The organism is Streptomyces sp. NBC_00503, from assembly GCF_036346895.1.
Classification (GTDB): Bacteria; Actinomycetota; Actinomycetes; order Streptomycetales; family Streptomycetaceae; genus Streptomyces.
In genome coordinates, this window is the sequence record NZ_CP107855.1 from 7,958,101 (window position 1) to 7,975,669 (window position 17,569).

The following is a 17,569-nucleotide window of genomic DNA, read 5'->3' on the forward strand; positions in this document are numbered from 1 at the left end:
CTGCGACAGCTCCCTGGCGTCGGCGCTTCTGCCCGCCAGGGTGGCGGCGCGCCGGCCCAGGCGACACCGCCTGGCAGGGTGGCTTCCCCCCGCCCGTCTCCGGTTCCACGTAGCGGGACATGACGCGGTTCAGCAAACAGTGCAGGCGCGACGGCGGCCCGTGAGACGGGCCTGCTCGGCGGACGGACGTCCGGCATCCGCCCGGAATCCACTTCAGCGCGGCTGCCCCTGTCTCGGGGCAATGCCCCGGCGGACGACAGCCGCACCCGGAGAAAGAGGAGAGACCGATGGAAGGCATGCTCACGGCATGGAGGGCCCTGTGGAAGGCCCTATGGCGGGGACGCGGGAGGCGCGCGGGGGCGCTCGCCGTGCTGACCGGCTTAATGGCGGGGCTTTTCACCGGACTCGCCGCTGTGGGGACGGCGCAGGCGGCGAGCGTGGATACGAGCGCGTGGTACGTGCTGGTCAACCGTGGCAGCGGCAAGGCGCTCGACGTGTCGGGAGGGAGTACCGCCGACGGGGCGGCCTTGTCGCAGTGGGCCCGTCATGACGGGGCCAATCAGCTGTTCCAGTTCGTCGACTCGGGTGGAGGCTACTACCGGCTGAAGGCGCAGCACTCGGGCAAGGTGCTGGACGTCTACGGCTTCTCCACCGACGACCATGCGGACATCGTGCAGTGGAGTGATGCGGGCGGCGTCAACCAGCAGTTCCGACTGGCGGATTCCCCGGACGGTTACACCCGGCTGATCAACCGCAACAGCGGCAAGGCCGTAGAGGTCCAGAACGCCTCCACCGCGGACGGTGCGAAAGTCGTGCAGTTCACCGACTGGGGCGGAGCCAACCAGCAGTGGCAACTGGTCCGTGCGTCGGGGGTGCTGGCCCAGGTGCACACCGCCGGGCGGGTCAAGGACGCCGGGAACACGGTGCAGTACAGCTGGCCCGGCGTGTACTTCGAGGGCCGCGTCAGGGGCACCGGCGCGGGGATCGTGCTGGGCGACCCGGCGGCCGACTACGACGTCCAGGTCGACGGAGCCACCGTCGCCACGCTCGTTGCGCCCGGCAACACCACGCACTGGATCAACGGGCTGCAGGACCGTGAGCACGCCGTACGGCTGGTCAAGCGCAACGACAGCCCGGGGGACACCAGTGCCTTCGGGGGCTTCCTGGCCGCGCCCGGCGGCGCCGTACTGAGCAAACCTGCGGCCCGCAGCCGTCAGATCGAGTTCATCGGCGACTCCCTCACGGTGGGCTACGGCAACCTCTCGACCTCCCGCACCTGCACCTGGGACCAGGTCAAGCGGAGCACCAACTCAGATGTGAGCTACGGCGCCCTCACCGCCCGGCAACTGAATGCCGACTACCAGATCAACGGCTATTCGGGCCTCGGCATGGTGCGCAACTCCAACGGCGGCCGCTCGGACGTCACGTACCGGACCTTCTACGACCGCGCCCTGTTGAGCGTGTCCGGCGACGTCTGGCAGAACCCGGGCACCTGGCGCCCTCAGTTCGTGGTGGTCAACCTCGGCACCAACGACTTCTCGACCGCCGTCAACCCGGGTGAGCCGTGGACGCCCGAGAGCCTCGCGGCCGGCTATCGCAGCGCCTACGGAGCCTTCCTCCAGAAGCTGCGTACGAGCTACGGGACCGGGACGACCGTCGTGGCAGTCGGCGCCGGCCCGTACGCCGGCCATGTCCAGCAGGCGGTCAAGGCGCGCAACGACGCCGGCGACAGCGGGGTCCGCTACTGGGCTCTGGACGACTCGGGCCTGGACTTCCTCGGCTGCGACTGGCACTACTCGGCCCACGACGACCGGCTCATCGCCGACCGGCTCACCTCGTTCATCGCCGGACTCCCGACAGGCTGGTGACGGCACCGACCGACGAAGGGCATCATCGATACCTGCGAGCCCGGCATGATCCGCAGGACCCCCCTCAGTGGAGGGCCTGCGCGCACCAGATCGTCTTGCCGCTGGTGGTCTGCCGGGTGCCCCAGCCCTGGGTGAGCTGGGCGACGAGCAGCAGGCCCCGGCCACCCTCGTCGAAAGTGCGGGCCCGGCGGAGGTGCGGAGCGGTGTTGCTCGCGTCGGAGACCTCGCGGATCAGCGAAGCATCGCGAATCAGCCGCAGCCCGATCGGCGGCTCGCCGTATCTGATGGCTTTGGTGACCAGCTCGCTGACGACCAGTTCGGTGACGAACGAGGCCTCCTCCAGACCCCAGCGTCCACCTGTCGCACAGGGCCTCCATTGAGGTGGCCCTGTGGTCGAGGACCCGCTGCAGCTCGGCGATCCCCTGGTCGACGTCCCGCTCGCGGCTCGCCACCAGCCCATCGGTGTAGAGGGCGAGCAGGCTGCCCTCGGCCAGTTTGAGCTCGGTGGCCTCGAAAGGCAGCCCACCGAATCCGAGCGGCGGTCCCGGCTGTGCGCGTACCGGGGGCCTGGTGCCGTCCGGAGAGATGATCAACGGCAGCGGATGGCCGGCGCTCGCCAGCGTGAAGCGGCGGGAGACCGGGTCGTAGACCGAGTACAGGCAGGTTGCCCCGAACTCGCCGGTGGCCTCGGATTGGCCGGCCGGCTGAAGGTCGCTGGACAGGTGGAGGACCAGGTCGTCCAGGTGGGTCAGCAACTCGTCCGGCGGCAGGTCGACGTCGGCGAGGGTACGGACCGCCGTACGCAGCCGGCCCATGCTGGCCGAGGCGTGCAGGCCGTGGCCGACGACATCGCCTACGACCAGGGCGACCCGGGCGCCGGACAGCGGAATGACGTCGAACCAGTCACCGCCCACGTCCGCGCCGGTCCCGGCGGGAAGGCAGCGGGACGCCACCTCGATCGCCTCCTGGCTCGGCAGTCGCTGCGGCAGCAGGCTGCGCTGCAAGGTCAGCGCCGTGGTGCGCTCGCGCGAGTACCGGCGGGCGTTGTCGACGGCGACCGCCGCCTTGGCGGTCAGCTCCTCGGCGAGGATCAGGTCGTCGGCGGTGAAGGCCTCGGGCCGGTCGCGGCGGGAGAACGCGACGACTCCGAGCAGCGCGCCGCGCGCCCGCAGCGGCACGGTGATCCGGCCGGTCAGCCCGTCCCCGGCGATGGACCCGTCGATCACCGGGTTGCCCGGTGGCCAGTGGGCCGGGTCGGCGGCGAGCCCGGGGCCGAAGGCCCATTCGCCGCCCTGGCCCGGCTCGACGGCGAGCTCGACCGTGGACCTGCCGGTGGCCATGCAGCGGGCGGCGACGGAACCGGGGGCGTGGCTGACCCGAGTCGTGGGCCCGGGCTCCCGGGCCGTGTCCCCCTTCGCGCAGCACCTCGTCGAACAGATCGACGCTGACGAGGTCGGCGAATCCCGGCACCGGGGTCCTGGCCAGTTCCCGGGCGGTGCCGATCACGTCGAGTGTCCGGCCGATGCCGCCGCTGGCCTTGTTGAGGAGGAGCAGGCGTTGCCGGGCCCAGTACTCGGCGCTCATGTCGAATCCCCAATTGGCGACTGCGCGGACCCTGCCCTCGGCATCTCGGACGGGCCACACGCTGGTGGCCCAGGCGTTGGCGTCGTTGCTGCCGAGCGGACGGAAGACGGTGATGAGACGTGCGGGCTCGCCCGTCCTCGCCACCTCGGAGAGCCGGTCGGTGTAGGCCATGTCGTCCAGTTCGGGGAACAGCTCGCGGTACTTCTCACCGAGCACCTGCTCCTCGGAGTGCGCCATCACCCGGCACGCGGAGCTCCGGTGGGCGCGCCGTCTGGTCGCGTTCCGTATCGGATGCGGAACAGTAGGTCACCGTCCAGGCGGAGCTGAGCCCACCGAGCGGCCCGCCGCACCGGAGTTGCTGGTGGGGCGGGCCGCTCGGTGGCCGTGGGCTACGCCTCGCCGGGAGCGCGAAGCTCACCTGTCCGGGCCACGCGGGAGTACCAGTGAGCGCTCGACTTGGGTGTGCGCTCCAGGGTGTCGTAGTCGACGTGGATGGCGCCGAACCGTTTGGCGTAGCCGTAGGACCACTCGAAGTTGTCGAGCAGCGACCAGAGGAAGTAGCCGCGCACGTCCGCCCCGTCCGTGATCGCCCGGTGCACCGCGTCGAGGTGGGCGTGGACGTAGGCGGCGCGCTCCGGGTCGTGGACCGTGCCGTCGGGGCCGATCTCGTCCTCGTACGCCGCCCCGTTCTCGCTGACCACGAGCGGCAGTCCGGGGTACCGGGCGGCGGTCCGGGTCAGCAGGTCGTACAGGGCGCCGGCGTCTACCGGCCAGTCCATCGCCGTACGTTCACCCGGCGCCCGGTGGAAGGCCACGCCCTGCGCTCCGGGCCACGGCGAGTACTCGCTGTTGCCGTGCCCGTCGTCCTGCGGCACCGCTCCGCCCTCCGCCGCGTGCGAGACGACCGTCGGGGTGTAGTAGTTCACGGCGAGCAGGTCCAGGGGCTGGTGCGCCGTGGCGGTGTCGCCGTCCCGGACGAAGGACCAGTCGGTCAGGTGCGCGGTGTCCGCGAGGAGGTCCTCGGGGTAGGCGCCCTCCAGCATCGGTCCGAGCCAGATCCGGTTGCCGACGGCGTCGATGCGCCGGGCCGCCTCCCGGTCGTCGGCCGAGGGGGTCAGGGGCCGCACCTCGTGGAGGTTGAGGGAGACGGCGACCTGGCCGTCCCCGGGCAGCGCGGCCCGCAGGGCCTGGACGGCGAGGCCGTGACCGAGGTTGAGGTGATGGGCGGCGCGCAGGGCGGCGACCGGGTTCGTACGGCCGGGGGCGTGGACGCCGGAGGCGTAGCCGAGGAACGCGCTGCACCAGGGCTCGTTGAGGGTGATCCAGTGCTTCACCCGGTCGCCGAGGGCGTCGGCCACCAGGCCCGTGTACTCGGCGAACCGCTCCGCGGTCGCGCGCTCGGGCCAGCCGCCCGCGTCCTCCAGGTCCTGGGGGAGGTCCCAGTGGTAGAGGGTGAGGGCGGGTGTGACGCCGGAGGCGAGCAGTTCGTCGACGAGCCGGCGGTAGAAGTCCAGGCCCTTCTGGACGGCGGGGCCCCGGCCGGTCGGCTGTACGCGGGACCAGGAGACGGAGAACCGGTAGGCGCCGAGGCCGAGTTCGGACATGAGGCGGACGTCCTCGGGGAACCGGTGGTAGTGGTCCACGGCCACGTCACCGGTGTGGCCTTCGAAGACCTTGCCGGGGGTGTGGGAGAAGGTGTCCCAGATGGACGGGGTCCGGCCGTCCTCCCGGGCGGCGCCCTCGATCTGGTACGCGGCGGTGGCCGTGCCCCACAGGAAGTCGGGCGGGAAGGTGCGGGTGGCCGTGAGCGGCCGGGTCTCGGACGCGGTCATAGGAGAGCGCTCCCAACGCAAGCTTGGATGAAGTGGTGCCGGATGAAGTCGTGCCCGATGAAGTGGTGGCGGAAGGCAGGGTGTGCGAACAGCCCGACGGGCCGGGGCCGGTCCTCGACGAATGCCGTCAGTTTTTGACGGCGCCGGCGGTGATGCCGCCCACGATGTGCTTGCCGAGCACGGCGAAGACCAGCAGCAGCGGCAGGGTGGATATGAGCGCGCCGGTCAGGACGACGGCCTGGTCGACTGTGTGGTTTCCCGCGCCGAGGCCGGCCAGGGCGACCTGGAGGGTGGGGTTCCCGTCGGGGGTCAGCGCGATGAACGGCCAGAAGAAGTCGTTCCAGGCCTGGACGAAGACGAGCATGCCAAGGACCGCCATCGCGGGCCGGGCGACCGGGAACACCACGTGCCAGATGATGCGCAGGCTGTGCGCGCCGTCCATCCGCGCCGCCTCCACCAGCTCCACGGGCAGGGCCTCGATGAGGTACTGGCGCATGAAGAACACGCCGAAGGCGGCGACCAGCGAGGGCAGGACCACCGACTGGAGCTGGTCGACCCAGCCGAGGTCGGTGATGATCTGGTAGAGCGGGATCACACTGAGCTGCGGTGGGATCGTCATGGTGGCCACCACGAGCGCCAGCAGCGCGCCCTTGCCCCTGAAGGCCAGTTTGGCGAAGGCGAAGCCCGCCAGGGTGGAGAACAGGACGGTGGACAGGGCCACGAGCCCGGCCACGATCGTCGTGTTGACCAGCGCCTCGCCCATGTCGACCTGGTTCCAGGCGAAGGAGAGGTTGTCGAACAGCCGGGGGCCGGGCAGCAGCGGCGCCGGAGCCTTGACCACGCGCTCGCCCGTATGGGAGGCGGCGACCAGGTTCCAGTACAGGGGGAAGAGGGAGACCAGCGCGGCGATGCCGAGCATGACGTAGGTCAGCGGTCCGGCGTGGTGCTGGCGGCCGGCCGACGGGCGAAGGCGCCTGGCGCGCGGTGCAGCGGCGGCGGTCGTGTCGAGTGTGCGGCTCATGGGTTCAGCTCCCCGCCTTCGTGCGAATGCGGCCGGCGAGGTTGCGGGTTCGGTCGCGGTTGCGGTTCCGGCTGCGGTTCGAGCGGGAGACCAAGGCCTGGAGGCTGCCGATGAGCAGGAGGAGCAGGAGCATGACCCAGGCGATGGCGGAGGCCTGGCCCAGCGCGCCGGTCACCCAGCCCTTCTCGTACATGAGCAGGCTCAACGTCTGGAACTGGTTCCCGCTGCCGCCGCTGATACCGACGCTGCCGCCGAAGAGCATCGGCTCGCCGAAGAGCTGGGTGGCGCCGATCGTCGAGACGATGACGGTGAAGAGGATCGTCGGCCGGATCGAGGGGATGGTCACGCTGAGGAACTGGCGCCAGCGCGAAGCCCCGTCCAACGCGGCCGCCTCGTAGAGGTCCTGGGGCACGGCCTGCATCGCCGCCAGGTAGATGAGGGCGTTGTAGCCGGTCCAGCGCCAGGTCACGATCACCGAAATCGCGATCTGAGCGGGCCACTTGGAGGATTCCCAGGCGACGGGCTCGAAGCCGGCCCAGCCCAGCGCCGTGTTGATCAGCCCGTAGTCGGTGTTGAAGAGCTGGGCGAAGACGAGCGTCGCCGCGGCGATCGAGGTGGCGTACGGGGCGAGGACCGCGACGCGGAAGAAACCGCGGCCGCGCAGCTGGTAGTTGAGCAGGTGGGCCAGGCCGAGGGCCATCAGCAGCTGGGGGACGGTGGAGATCACGCCGATGGTGAAGGTGTTGGCGAGGGCGTTCCAGAAGAACTCGCTGCCCGCCAGGGAGGTGTAGTTCTCCAGCCCCTTCCACTGTGCGCTGCCGCCGAGTTCCACCCGGTGGAGCGAGAGCCAGCCCGTGTAGATCAGGGGGAAGAGTCCGAAGGCGGCGAAGGTGAGGAAGAAGGGGGCGAGGAAGACGTAGGGGACCGCCTTCAGGTCCAGGCGGTAGAGCGTGCTGCGTAGTCCGCTCCGGCCGGAGGGCCGCTGCTTGCTGGAGCCGGTGCTGGGGGCCGGGGGCTGTGCGGCGGGCGGCGGGGAGCCGCCACTGGTCGCCCGTACGGAGGTGGCCACGGGGGCGTCCTTCCAGGTCGATGCGTGCGGTGGTGCGGTGGTGCGGACGGCGACGGCCCGCCGCCACCCGCGGGGAGGCGGCGGGAGACGGCGGGAGGCGGGCGGGGGCGGGCCGCCGCGTGGCCCCGCTACTTGTCGATCTTGTCGGCGACCAGCTTCTTGACGTTCTCCCAGGCCTTCGCCGGGTCGGTGCCGCGCTGCTCGATGTCGAGGATGCCGTTGTCGGTGAGGAAGGTCTTCACCTGTCCGTCCCAGCGGCTGATCGGCGCGGGGGTGATGCCGGCCGCGGCTTCCGAGTAGATCTTGCCGACCGGGGTGTCACCGAAGTACGGCAGCTTGGCGCCCTGCACCGCCGGGGAGCTGAGGGTGTCCTTGGAGGAGGGGATGTTGCCGTTCACACCGAAGACCTTGGCGTGCTGGGCCGGTGCGGTGAGCCATGCGGCGAGTTCGGCCGCCTCCTTGGTGTGCTTGCCCGACTTCGGGACGGCGAGGAAGGAGCCGCCCCAGTTGCCGGCCACGGGCGGTGCGGCGATGTCCCACTTCCCCTGGTTCTCCGGGCCCGCCTGGTCCTTGATGATGCCCGTCATCCAGCTGGGGCAGGCGACCGTCGCGAACTTCGAGTTCTTGAAGGCCGCGTTCCACGTGCCCTTCTCGTCGAACTGGCGGAGCTTCGCGGTCATTTCGCCCTTGGCGGCCGCCACGGCGGTGTCCCAGGCCTTCTTCACGCCCGGGCTGTTCTCGTAGTCCAGCTCGCCCTTGGCGTTGGCGTACTGCACCGGCTCGCTGGAGATCACGGCGTTGAACAGGCCGCTCGCGGAGTCGTGGAAGGAGGTCCCCTCCGGGGCGCTCTTCTTGTACGCCTCGCCGGTGGCGATGAACTTCGCCCAGTCGCCCGCCCACAGCTTGGCGACTTCGGCGCGATCGGTCGGCAGACCGGCCTTGGCGAAGAGGTCCTTGTTGTAGCAGATGGCCATCGGGCCGATGTCCGTACCGAGACCTATGACCTTGCCGTCACCCGTGGTCGCCTGCTTGACCTTCCAGTCGAGGAACGCGCCGAGGTCCGCACCGCCGGTCTTGCCGAGGTCGGTCCACTTGTCGGCCATGGCGGGACCGGTCGCCTCCGCGATGTAGCCGACCTCCAGGGCCTGGATGTCCGCGAGACCGCTGTCGCGGGAGAGGCGCAGCTTGAGCGTGTCCCAGTACTTCTGGCCGTCCGCGACGTTCGACTCTTCTATCTTGATGTTCGGGTGGGCCTTCGTGTACTCGGCGTAGAGCTTGGCCCCGGTCGCGTCGTCGTAGCCGAAGGAACCGAAGGTACCGATCCGCAGCGTGATCTGCTCGCCGCCGGCCGCGCCACCGTCGCCCTTGCCCTTGTCGCTGTCACCGCCGCAGCCGGTGAGCAGGGCCGTACCGGTCGCTACGACGGCGACCGCGGCGACCGCGTTGATCACGGTGCGGCGTCCGCGTCCGCGTCCGTGTCTGCTGCTGGAAGTACGCATTCCACTCTCCTCGTCCAAGGTGCTGCTCGTCGTGCGCCATGGGGTCCGGCGGGTTGTTCGCGGCTCGGCCAGGGGCCCGCCCGGACCTGATGTGAAAGCCGTTGTCGCACCCCTGGATGGGAGCGCTCCCACGTCGCTGCCGGAAGGTTGCTGCCTGGCGGGTGCGGGTGTCAAGAGATGAACGCGAATTCATTACACAGGAGCCTCAGAGGCGGGCCGCTTCCCTCTCGAGCGCGCTGCCCGCGTCAGGTTGTGAACGCGACCGTGGTGGCGGGAGGGGATTGGGAGTACTGTGGGAGCGCTCCCACTCCTAGTCGGCGTAACGTGTCCCACGGCTACGGGGCGGGTCCACCGGCCTGCTTACCTGATCAGCAGGCCGGGCCCGCGCCCGGTGCGGAGTGCGATGGCACACGAGGGGAGTTCAAGAGCGTGAGCGGACGGCAGAGCGGCGGCAGGCCCACCCTGGAAGAGGTCGCGGCCCTGGCCGGTGTCGGCCGGGGCACGGTCTCCCGGGTCATCAACGGTTCGCCGCGGGTGAGCGAGCGGGCCAAGGACGCCGTGGCCCGGGCTGTCGCAGAGCTGGGGTACGTCCCCAATCAGGCGGCCAGGGCGCTGGCCGGCAGTCGGACCGACGCGGTGGCCCTGGTCATTCCGGAGACCGAGGCCCGGCTGTTCTCGGAGCCGTACTTCCTCGATCTGATCCGCGGGGTCAGCGCCGAGCTGGCCGAGGCGGACAAGCAGCTGCTGCTCACCCTCGTCCGGACCGAGGCCGAGCGGCAGCGGTTCGAGCACTACCTGGCGGCCCAGCGAGTCGACGGAGTGCTGCTGGCGTCGGTCCACGGGAACGACCCGCTGCCCGACCGGATCGCGCGGCTGGGCCTGCCGGTCGTCATGAACGGGCGGCGTTCGGAGGCCGAGCCGGTGGCCTACGTGGACTCCGACAACATCGGTGCGGGACGGGCGGCCGTCGCCCACCTCGCGGGGCGCGGCCGGTCCAGGATCGCGACCATCAGCGGACCGCTGGACATGTACGTGGCCCGAGCCCGTCTGGGCGGCTACCGCGCGGGCCTGGCCGAGGCCGGGATCCAGCCCGACGAGTCGCTCGTGGCGACCGCGGACTTCACCGAGGAGGGCGGCCGGCTGGCGATGCGCGAGCTCCTGGAGCGCGCCCCCGGCCTGGACGCCGTCTTCGCCGCCTCCGACGTGATGGCGGCCGGCGCGCGCGGCGTGCTGCGCGAGGCCGGCCGGCGGGTTCCCGAGGACGTCGCCCTCGTAGGGGTCGACGACTCCACGGTGGCCCGTCTGATGGACCCGCCCCTGACCAGCGTGCGCCAGCCCATCGAGGAGATGGGCCGCACGATGACCCGGCTCCTGCTCCAGAAGATCGCGGAGGAGTCCCGGGACGGCGCCGCCCCGAGGCAGGGCATGGGCGAGGAGCCGCGCCGGGTGCTCCCGACGGAACTGGTCGTGCGGGATTCCTCCTGAGCGAGCCGCTCCGGCAGCCCGCCGGCCGCCCCCCACCGCGGGCCCGGCAGGATCCGAAAGAGACGGCCGAGGCCCGGAGCCCTGCGGAAGGGAATGCTTCCGTAAGGCTCCGGGCTCGTCACCTGCCCTGCGTCACAGCGCGGGGTAGGCGTTCTTCATGAGCTCCTGGAACTGGGCGGAGAACCACTGGCCGGCGAGCGGGGCGTCGGGGAGGGCGCCCGACATGCTGTTGCCGTTGCGCACGTTGCCCGTGTAGGTCGGGTCGCACATCCGGTCGAAGCCCTTGCCCTCGTTGTTCGGTATCTCCTTGCTCGCCCCGTCGGACTCGCCCGGGGGCTTGATCCACACGTAGGCGTCGATGCCCGCGGCGGGGGCGGCCTGCGGTCGTTCGCCGAGTCCGGCGCCGGACTGGTTGCACCAGTTGCCGAGGTGGATGCGGCGGTCGTAGCGGCCGCCGTTGACGTAGGTGTCCACGCTGGTCAGTGCGCCGGGTCCGGTCGGGCGGGCGGCGCCGCCCCAGCCGTTGCGGGAGGTGTCGATGAGCATGCCGATGTTGGCGTCGAAGCCCAGGGAGACCAGCTTGGTCCGCATGCCCTGGGCGTAGGACAGCTCGTCGGTGTAGCGGTTCCAGTCGACCCACTTCGACTGGCGCACGGAGGTGCCGTTGACGGAGTCGTCGATCTTGAAGTTGTCCTCCTTCAGGGCGCTGTAGTTGGCGGTGTTGACGATGAAGCCGTGCACGTTGGAGAGCGTGGAGCCCTCGGCGGTCGCGGCCTGCTTGAACATCTCGGCGGAGGCGCCGAGGTTGTCGTCCCAGCCGAGCCAGCCGTGGTGGCCCGCGTCGACGTAGTTGTAGACGTTGGCGATCGAGCCGAGCTTGTTCAGGGCGTAGCCGACGCCCTTGATGTAGTTGCCGTTGGTCTTCATCACGTCGCAGTTGGCGGTGGCGGTGGGGCGGCCGGAGACGTTGGTGACGAGGTTCGGCAGTGAGTCGATCTCGACGGTGGTGACGATCCGCAGCCCCGCGTACTTGGCTTCGCCGAGGATCGAGGCGATCGGGTCGATGTACTGCGTCTTGTACTTGTCGATCTCGGTGGGGCCCAGTTCGCCGTTGGAGGCGAGCGCGGAGCAGTCTCGTCCGGGCAGGTTGTAGATCACCAGCTGGACGACGAGTTCGCCGCTTCCCTTCTGTGTCAGGGCCGCGTTGAGGTGGTCGCGCAGACCCATGGTGCCGCTCGTGCCCGTGACGAGGGCGATGCGGTCCAGCCAGACCGCGGTGGGCTGGTTGGACACCCTGCTGCCGCCCGGTTCGGCGGCGGCATGGGCGGACCACTCGGGGTTCACGTACATCTTGGCGCCGGCGTAGGGGTTGTCGACCTTCCCGCCGGTGGGCGGAGGTGTGGTCGGCGGCGTCGTGGGCGGTGTCGTCGGTGGGGTGGTCGGGGGAGTGGTCGGGGGAGTGGTCGGCGGCTGGGTCGGGTCGGTTGCGCCGTTGCAGGTGACGCCGTTGAGCTTGAACGTCGCGGGGACGGCGTTCGTGCCGGTGTGCGAGCCGTTGAAGCCGAAGGAGGTCGAACCGCCCGTGGCCAGCGACCCGTTGTAGGACATGCTCTTCGCGGTGACCGCGGAACCGGACTGGGTGATGGTGGCGTTCCAGCCCTGGGTGACCTGCTGGCCGTTCGCGTAGGACCACTCCAGGGTCCAGGAGGCGACCGGGTCACCGGTGTTGGTGACGGTCACGTTGGTGCCGAAGCCGTTGTTCCACTGGTTGGTGATCTGGTACTCGACCTTGCAGCCGGCAGTGGCGGCTCCGGCGCTGGTGCCGAACACGGTGGCGGTGGCGCCGGCCGCCGTGACGAGACTGAGGGCCGCCAGTAGGGCGGTGCGGGGGATGGTGCGGCTCATTTCGGGGGGTGCCTTTCAGTTCAGGGCGCGCAGGCGGTCGCGCACCCGGTGCCGAATGGGGGGGTTCCGTGGTGCGGAGGGGTGTCCTCGTACGGAGCGGGTGCGGTCGTCGGAACCGTGCCGCGGCGCGGTCGATGAACGCGTGTCCGGTGTGCTCGCCGCTCTCGCCCGCGACCGGGGGACCCGGTCCGCGACCGAAGCGGGGGTGGGGGAACGGATGAGCCACTGGCTCGGGTCGTTGTAGGCGATCCCGGGGACCGGCAGGAAACTGCGGGCCCCGGTCGCATGCACGGCCTGCACCAGGTCCTTCGTGCCGCCGGCCTCGTGGCCGATGCCGGCGGGTACCGCCGTCGCACGAGGTCAGCGCTGCTCCGCCGAGCAGTGCTGACAGGCGCGGGGGTGTAAACGAGCGAGTCCTTGCAGCGAGGTGCGCCCTGACGGCGCACCGAGTGATGGAACCGCTCCCACTGGTTGGGGCCAGACCGTAGCGCCAAGTACCGCCAAGCAAAAGAGGGGTTGAGTAAATTCCTCGCAGATTGCTTTCGACTCTTCACACGTCTTGACGCCGTCGCGGCGCGTCTGCAAAGTGGGAGCGCTCCCACTGGTTCAGAGCTTGTGCGCAGCCCGCTCCTCCCATCCCGTCTCCCCGAGCCGCGAGGAGAACCATCCGCATGTCGTCACATCCCCCACCCGGATTCCACGGACGACGCAAACTGCTGACCGCGTCCGCCGCGGCCGTGGCCCTCTCCCTCCCCCTGGGCCTCACGGCCGTCGGCGCCACCACCGCCGCGGCAGCAGCGGTGCAGTGCAGCGTCGACTACAAGATCAACAACGACTGGGGTTCGGGCTTCACCACCGAACTCACCCTCACCAACCGGTCCGCGACCGCACTCGACGGCTGGACCCTCACCTACGACTACTCCGGAAACCAGCAGCTGACCAACGGCTGGAACGGCACCTGGACCCAGTCCGGGAAGAGCGTCCGCGTCGCGGCCCCGGACTGGAGCAAGACCGTCGCCGCCGGCGCGGCCGTCACCGCCGGCGCCCAGTTCAGCTACAGCGGGACCAACGCCGCCCCCACCTCCTTCGCCGTCAACGGCACCCCGTGCACCGGAGCCCACCAGCCCCCGGTCGCCGTCCTGACCAGCCCCACCGCGGGCGCCGTCTACACGGCGGGAACTCCCGTCCCGCTGGCCGCCACCGCCGCCGCGGCCGACGGCGCCACCGTGGGCAAGGTCGAGTTCTACAGCGACACCACGCTCCTGGGCACGGACACCACGGCGCCCTTCACCCTGGACGCCACCGGCCTCGCAGCCGGTTCCCACTCCCTCTACGCCAAGGCCTACGACAGCCTCGGGGCCTCGGCCGAGTCCGCCCCCGTCGGCATCTCCGTCGCCGCGGGCCCCGCGCTCGTCGCCACCCCCGCGCAGCTCTCCGTACGCCGCGGGGAGACGGGCACCTTCGACCTGAAGCTCTCCAAGCAGCCGGCCGCGAACGTCACGGTGGCCGTGGCCCGCACCTCGGGCAACACCGACCTCTCCGCGGCACCCGCCACGCTCACGTTCACCCCGGCGAACTGGAACACCGCCCAGAAGGTGACGGTCACCGCAGGGACCGCCGGCAGCGGATCCGCCGTCTTCACCGTGACCGCCCCCGGTCACGCGAAGGCCGACGTGACGGTCGCCGAGCTGGCCGCCGACTCCACGTACGACGCCCGCTTCCTCGACCTGTACGGGAAGATCACCAACCCGGCCAACGGCTACTTCTCGCCCGAGGGCGTCCCGTACCACTCCGTCGAGACGCTGATCGTGGAGGCCCCGGACCAGGGGCACGAGACGACCTCGGAGGCCTACAGCTATCTGATCTGGCTGCAGGCGATGTACGGGAAGATCACCGGGGACTGGACCAAGTTCAACGGTGCGTGGGAGACCATGGAGAAGTTCATGATCCCCACCCACGCCGACCAGCCGACGACCGGCTCCTACAACGCCTCCAAGCCGGCCACCTACGCACCCGAGCAGGACCTCCCCTCGCAGTACCCGGCCAAGCTCGACGGGGGAGTCGCCGCCGGCGCGGACCCGATCGCCGGTGAGCTGAAGAGCGCGTACGGCACGGACGACATCTACGGCATGCACTGGCTCCAGGACGTCGACAACGTCTACGGCTACGGCAACGAGCCCGGAAAGTGCTCCGCCGGACCGACCGCGACCGGGCCCTCGTACATCAACACCTTCCAGCGCGGACCCGAGGAATCGGTCTGGGAGACCGTTCCGCACCCCACCTGCGACAACTTCACCTACGGCGGCAAGAACGGCTACCTCGACCTCTTCACCGGGGACGCCTCCTACGCCAAGCAGTGGAAGTTCACCGATGCACCGGACGCCGACGCGCGCGCCATCCAGGCCGCCTACTGGGCCGATGTCTGGGCGAAGGAACAGGGCAAGGGAACGCAGGTCACCGCGACCGTCTCCAAGGCGGCCAAGATGGGCGACTACCTGCGGTACTCCATGTTCGACAAGTACTTCAAGAAGGCCGGGAACTGCGTCGGCCCGACCGTCTGCCCCGCCGGCACCGGCAAGGACAGCGCGCACTACCTGATGTCCTGGTACTACGCCTGGGGCGGCGCCACCGACACCGCGGCCGGCTGGTCCTGGCGGATCGGCTCCAGCCACGCGCACAGCGGATACCAGAACCCCCTCGCCGCCTACGCGCTCAGCGAGTACGCCCCGCTGAAGCCCAAGTCGCCGACCGGTGCCACGGACTGGGCGACCAGCCTCGACCGGCAGTTGGAGTTCTACCGCTGGCTCCAGTCCGACGAGGGCGCCATCGCGGGCGGCGCCACCAACAGCTGGCAGGGGCGCTACGCACAGCCCCCGGCCGGGACCCCCACCTTCCACGGCCTGTTCTACGACGAGAAGCCGGTCTACCAGGACCCGCCGTCCAACCAGTGGTTCGGCTTCCAGGCCTGGTCCATGGAGCGGGTCGCCGAGCTCTACGAGCAGACGGGCGACGCGGGCGCCAAGGCCGTGCTCGACAAGTGGGTCGGCTGGGCCCTGTCGAAGACCACGATCAACCCCGACGGCACCTACCGGATCCCCTCCACCCTCAAGTGGTCCGGCGCCCCCGACACCTGGAACGCGTCGGCTCCCGGCGCCAACGCGGGCCTGCACGTCACCGTCGCCGACTACACCGACGACGTGGGTGTGGCCGCCGCGTACGCCAAGACCCTGACCTACTACGCCGCCAAGTCCGGGAACGCCGAGGCCAAGCGGGTGGCCAAGGCCCTGCTCGACGGCATGTGGGCCCACCACCAGGACCCGCTGGGCCTCTCCGTTCAGGAGACCCGGACCGACTACAAGCGCTTCAACGACCCGGTGTACGTGCCCAGCACGTGGACCGGAAAGATGCCGAACGGCGACTCGGTGAACTCCTCGTCCACCTTCGCCTCGATCCGCGGCTTCTACAAGAACGACCCGGCCTGGCCGAAGGTCGAGGCCTACCTGGCGGGCGGCGCCGCGCCCGTCTTCACCTACCACCGGTTCTGGGCCCAGGCGGACATCGCCCTGGCCATGGGCTCGTACGCGCAGCTGCTCGAATAACAGAGCGCCCCGCCCGGAGACGGCTCCGCGTACGACGAGGCCGGGCAGGCCCTCAGGGCCTGCCCGGCCTCTACGCGTCCACCCGTCACACGCTCTCCGGGAAGCCCGGGCCGCGTCGATGTCCGTGACGGGGGGACGCGCCGGGCTTCGAGCGGGTCACAGGCCCAGGGCGAGCCGGTGGTACGCCTGGTTCCAGCGGAGATCGCGCCGGAACTGCTTCGGGGTGGTGGTCTCGTCGATGAGTGCGAGTTCCACGCGGAGCATCTCGGCCAGGTCGTCGAGGTGGTCGGAGGTGAGGGCGGTGCTGAGGACGGTGTGGTGCGGTCCTCCGGCCGTCAGCCAGGATTCGGTGGAGGTCCGCAGGTCGGGGCGGGGCCGCCAGACCGCGCGGGCGACGGGCAGGGCGGGCAGCGGGTGAGGGGGTGCCACCACGTCGATGTCATTGGCGATCAGGCGGAAGCGGTCGCCGAGGTCGGCGAGCCCGACCACCACGGCCGGGCCGGGGGCCGCGTCGAACACCAGGCGCACCGGGTCCTCCCGCCCGCCGATGCCGAGGGGGTGGATCTCAACGCTGGTCCTGGCGGTCGCGATGGTGGGGCAGACTTCCAGCATGTGCGCGCCGAGGATGAGCTCGTTGCCGGGAGTCATGTCATAGGTGTAGTCCTCCATGAAGGAGGTGCCGCCCGGGAGACCGGTGGCGGCCACCTTGAGGGCGCGCAGCAGGGTGGAGGTCTTCCAGTCGCCCTCTCCGCCGAAGCCGTAGCCCTGGGCCATGAGCCGCTGGACCGCGAGGCCGGGCAGCTGGCGCAGTCCGCCCAGGTCCTCGAAGTTGGTGGTGAAGGCCCCGAAGCCGCCCGTTTCGAGGAAGGTGCGCAGGCCGGCTTCGATGCGGGCCGCGTAACGCAGCGAGTCGTGCCGTTCGCCGCCCGGTCGCAGTTCCGGCGCCAGGTGGTACAGGTCCGCGTACTCCTCGACGAGGGAGGCCACCTCGCTCTCGTCCGCGCTGTCGACGACCTCCACCAGGTCGTTGACGCCGTAGGTGTTGACGGAGACGCCGAAGCGCAGCTGGGCCTCGACCTTGTCGCCCTCGGTGACGGCCACGTCGCGCATGTTGTCGCCGAAGCGGGCGACCTTGAGGGTGGCCAGTTCGGACCGCGCGGCGGCCGCCCGCGCCCAGACCGCGACGCGTGCGGTCGTGACCGGATCGCTGACGTGGCCGGCCACGGTCTTGCGCGGGACGCCGAGACGGGCCTGGATGTGCCCGAACTCGCGGTCCCCGTGGGCGGCTTGGTTGAGGTTCATGAAGTCCATGTCGATGGTGTCCCAGGGCAGGGCCACGTTCGACTGGGTGTGCAGGTGCAGCAACGGCTTGCGCAGCGCGTCCAGTCCGGCGATCCACATCTTGGCCGGCGAGAAGGTGTGCATCCAGGCGATGAGCCCGATGCACCGGTCGTCGGCGTTCGCGTCGAGGCATGTCCGGCGGATGGCGTCGGCGTCGGTCAGTACCGGCTTCCACACGACACGTGCGGGAATGCCGGAGGCTTCGGCCAGGGTGGTGGCGATCTGCTGCGACTGTTCGGCGACCTGCTTCAGGGTCTCCTCCCCGTACAGGCCTTGGCTGCCCGTGAGGAACCAGATTTCCTGGGCGGGAGATGTAGGGCTGGGCACATGGACTCCTGAAGGTGACGTCCCGCTACGAGGGTGAGG

The 17,569-nt window shown here is 70.4% G+C and carries 9 protein-coding genes and 1 pseudogene; 3 read left to right on the forward strand and 7 right to left on the reverse strand.

The window, feature by feature from the left end:
* The first annotated feature begins 383 nt into the window (after positions 1-383).
* Positions 384-1,868 (forward strand): RICIN domain-containing protein, encoded by a 1,485-nt coding sequence (locus OG490_RS36415; protein WP_330301188.1) that lies wholly within the window; start codon positions 384-386, stop codon positions 1,866-1,868.
* A gap of 64 nt (positions 1,869-1,932) precedes the next feature.
* Here the strand turns inward: OG490_RS36415 and OG490_RS36420 are convergent.
* From OG490_RS36420 to OG490_RS36440, 5 genes and pseudogenes are all read right to left on the reverse strand, one after another.
* Positions 1,933-3,707: pseudogene (locus OG490_RS36420) on the reverse strand (SpoIIE family protein phosphatase); the annotation flags it as partial.
* A 134-nt stretch (positions 3,708-3,841) separates the two neighbouring features.
* Complete coding sequence (locus OG490_RS36425) at positions 3,842-5,284, reverse strand: GH1 family beta-glucosidase (RefSeq protein WP_330300548.1); 1,443 nt, start codon at positions 5,282-5,284, stop codon at positions 3,842-3,844.
* A 127-nt stretch (positions 5,285-5,411) separates the two neighbouring features.
* Complete coding sequence (locus OG490_RS36430) at positions 5,412-6,305, reverse strand: carbohydrate ABC transporter permease (RefSeq protein ID WP_330300549.1); 894 nt, start codon at positions 6,303-6,305, stop codon at positions 5,412-5,414.
* A 4-nt stretch (positions 6,306-6,309) separates the two neighbouring features.
* Positions 6,310-7,374: a carbohydrate ABC transporter permease gene (locus tag OG490_RS36435; RefSeq protein WP_330300550.1), complete on the reverse strand. Its 1,065-nt coding sequence runs from the start codon at positions 7,372-7,374 to the stop codon at positions 6,310-6,312.
* A 128-nt stretch (positions 7,375-7,502) separates the two neighbouring features.
* Entirely contained in the window at positions 7,503-8,873 is a 1,371-nt protein-coding gene (locus tag OG490_RS36440; protein ID WP_330300551.1) for an ABC transporter substrate-binding protein, read from the reverse strand.
* A 429-nt stretch (positions 8,874-9,302) separates the two neighbouring features.
* On the opposite strand from OG490_RS36440, the gene OG490_RS36445 reads away from it, so the two are divergent.
* Positions 9,303-10,358, forward strand: a complete 1,056-nt coding sequence (locus tag OG490_RS36445; protein WP_330300552.1) for a LacI family DNA-binding transcriptional regulator — start codon at positions 9,303-9,305, stop codon at positions 10,356-10,358.
* A 132-nt stretch (positions 10,359-10,490) separates the two neighbouring features.
* On the opposite strand, the gene OG490_RS36450 is transcribed toward OG490_RS36445, so the two are convergent.
* Complete coding sequence (locus OG490_RS36450; RefSeq protein ID WP_330300553.1) at positions 10,491-12,263, reverse strand: glycoside hydrolase family 6 protein; 1,773 nt, start codon at positions 12,261-12,263, stop codon at positions 10,491-10,493.
* Between the two features lie 671 nt (positions 12,264-12,934).
* Between OG490_RS36450 and OG490_RS36455 the strand changes: the two genes are divergently transcribed.
* A complete protein-coding gene (locus OG490_RS36455) occupies positions 12,935-15,862 on the forward strand; it encodes a glycoside hydrolase family 48 protein (RefSeq protein WP_330300554.1) in 2,928 nt (975 codons plus the stop codon).
* Between the two features lie 156 nt (positions 15,863-16,018).
* Here OG490_RS36455 and araA read toward each other — a convergent pair whose 3' ends face one another.
* A complete protein-coding gene (gene araA, locus OG490_RS36460) occupies positions 16,019-17,530 on the reverse strand; it encodes an L-arabinose isomerase (RefSeq protein ID WP_330300555.1) in 1,512 nt (503 codons plus the stop codon).
* Between the last annotated feature and the right edge of the window lie 39 nt (positions 17,531-17,569).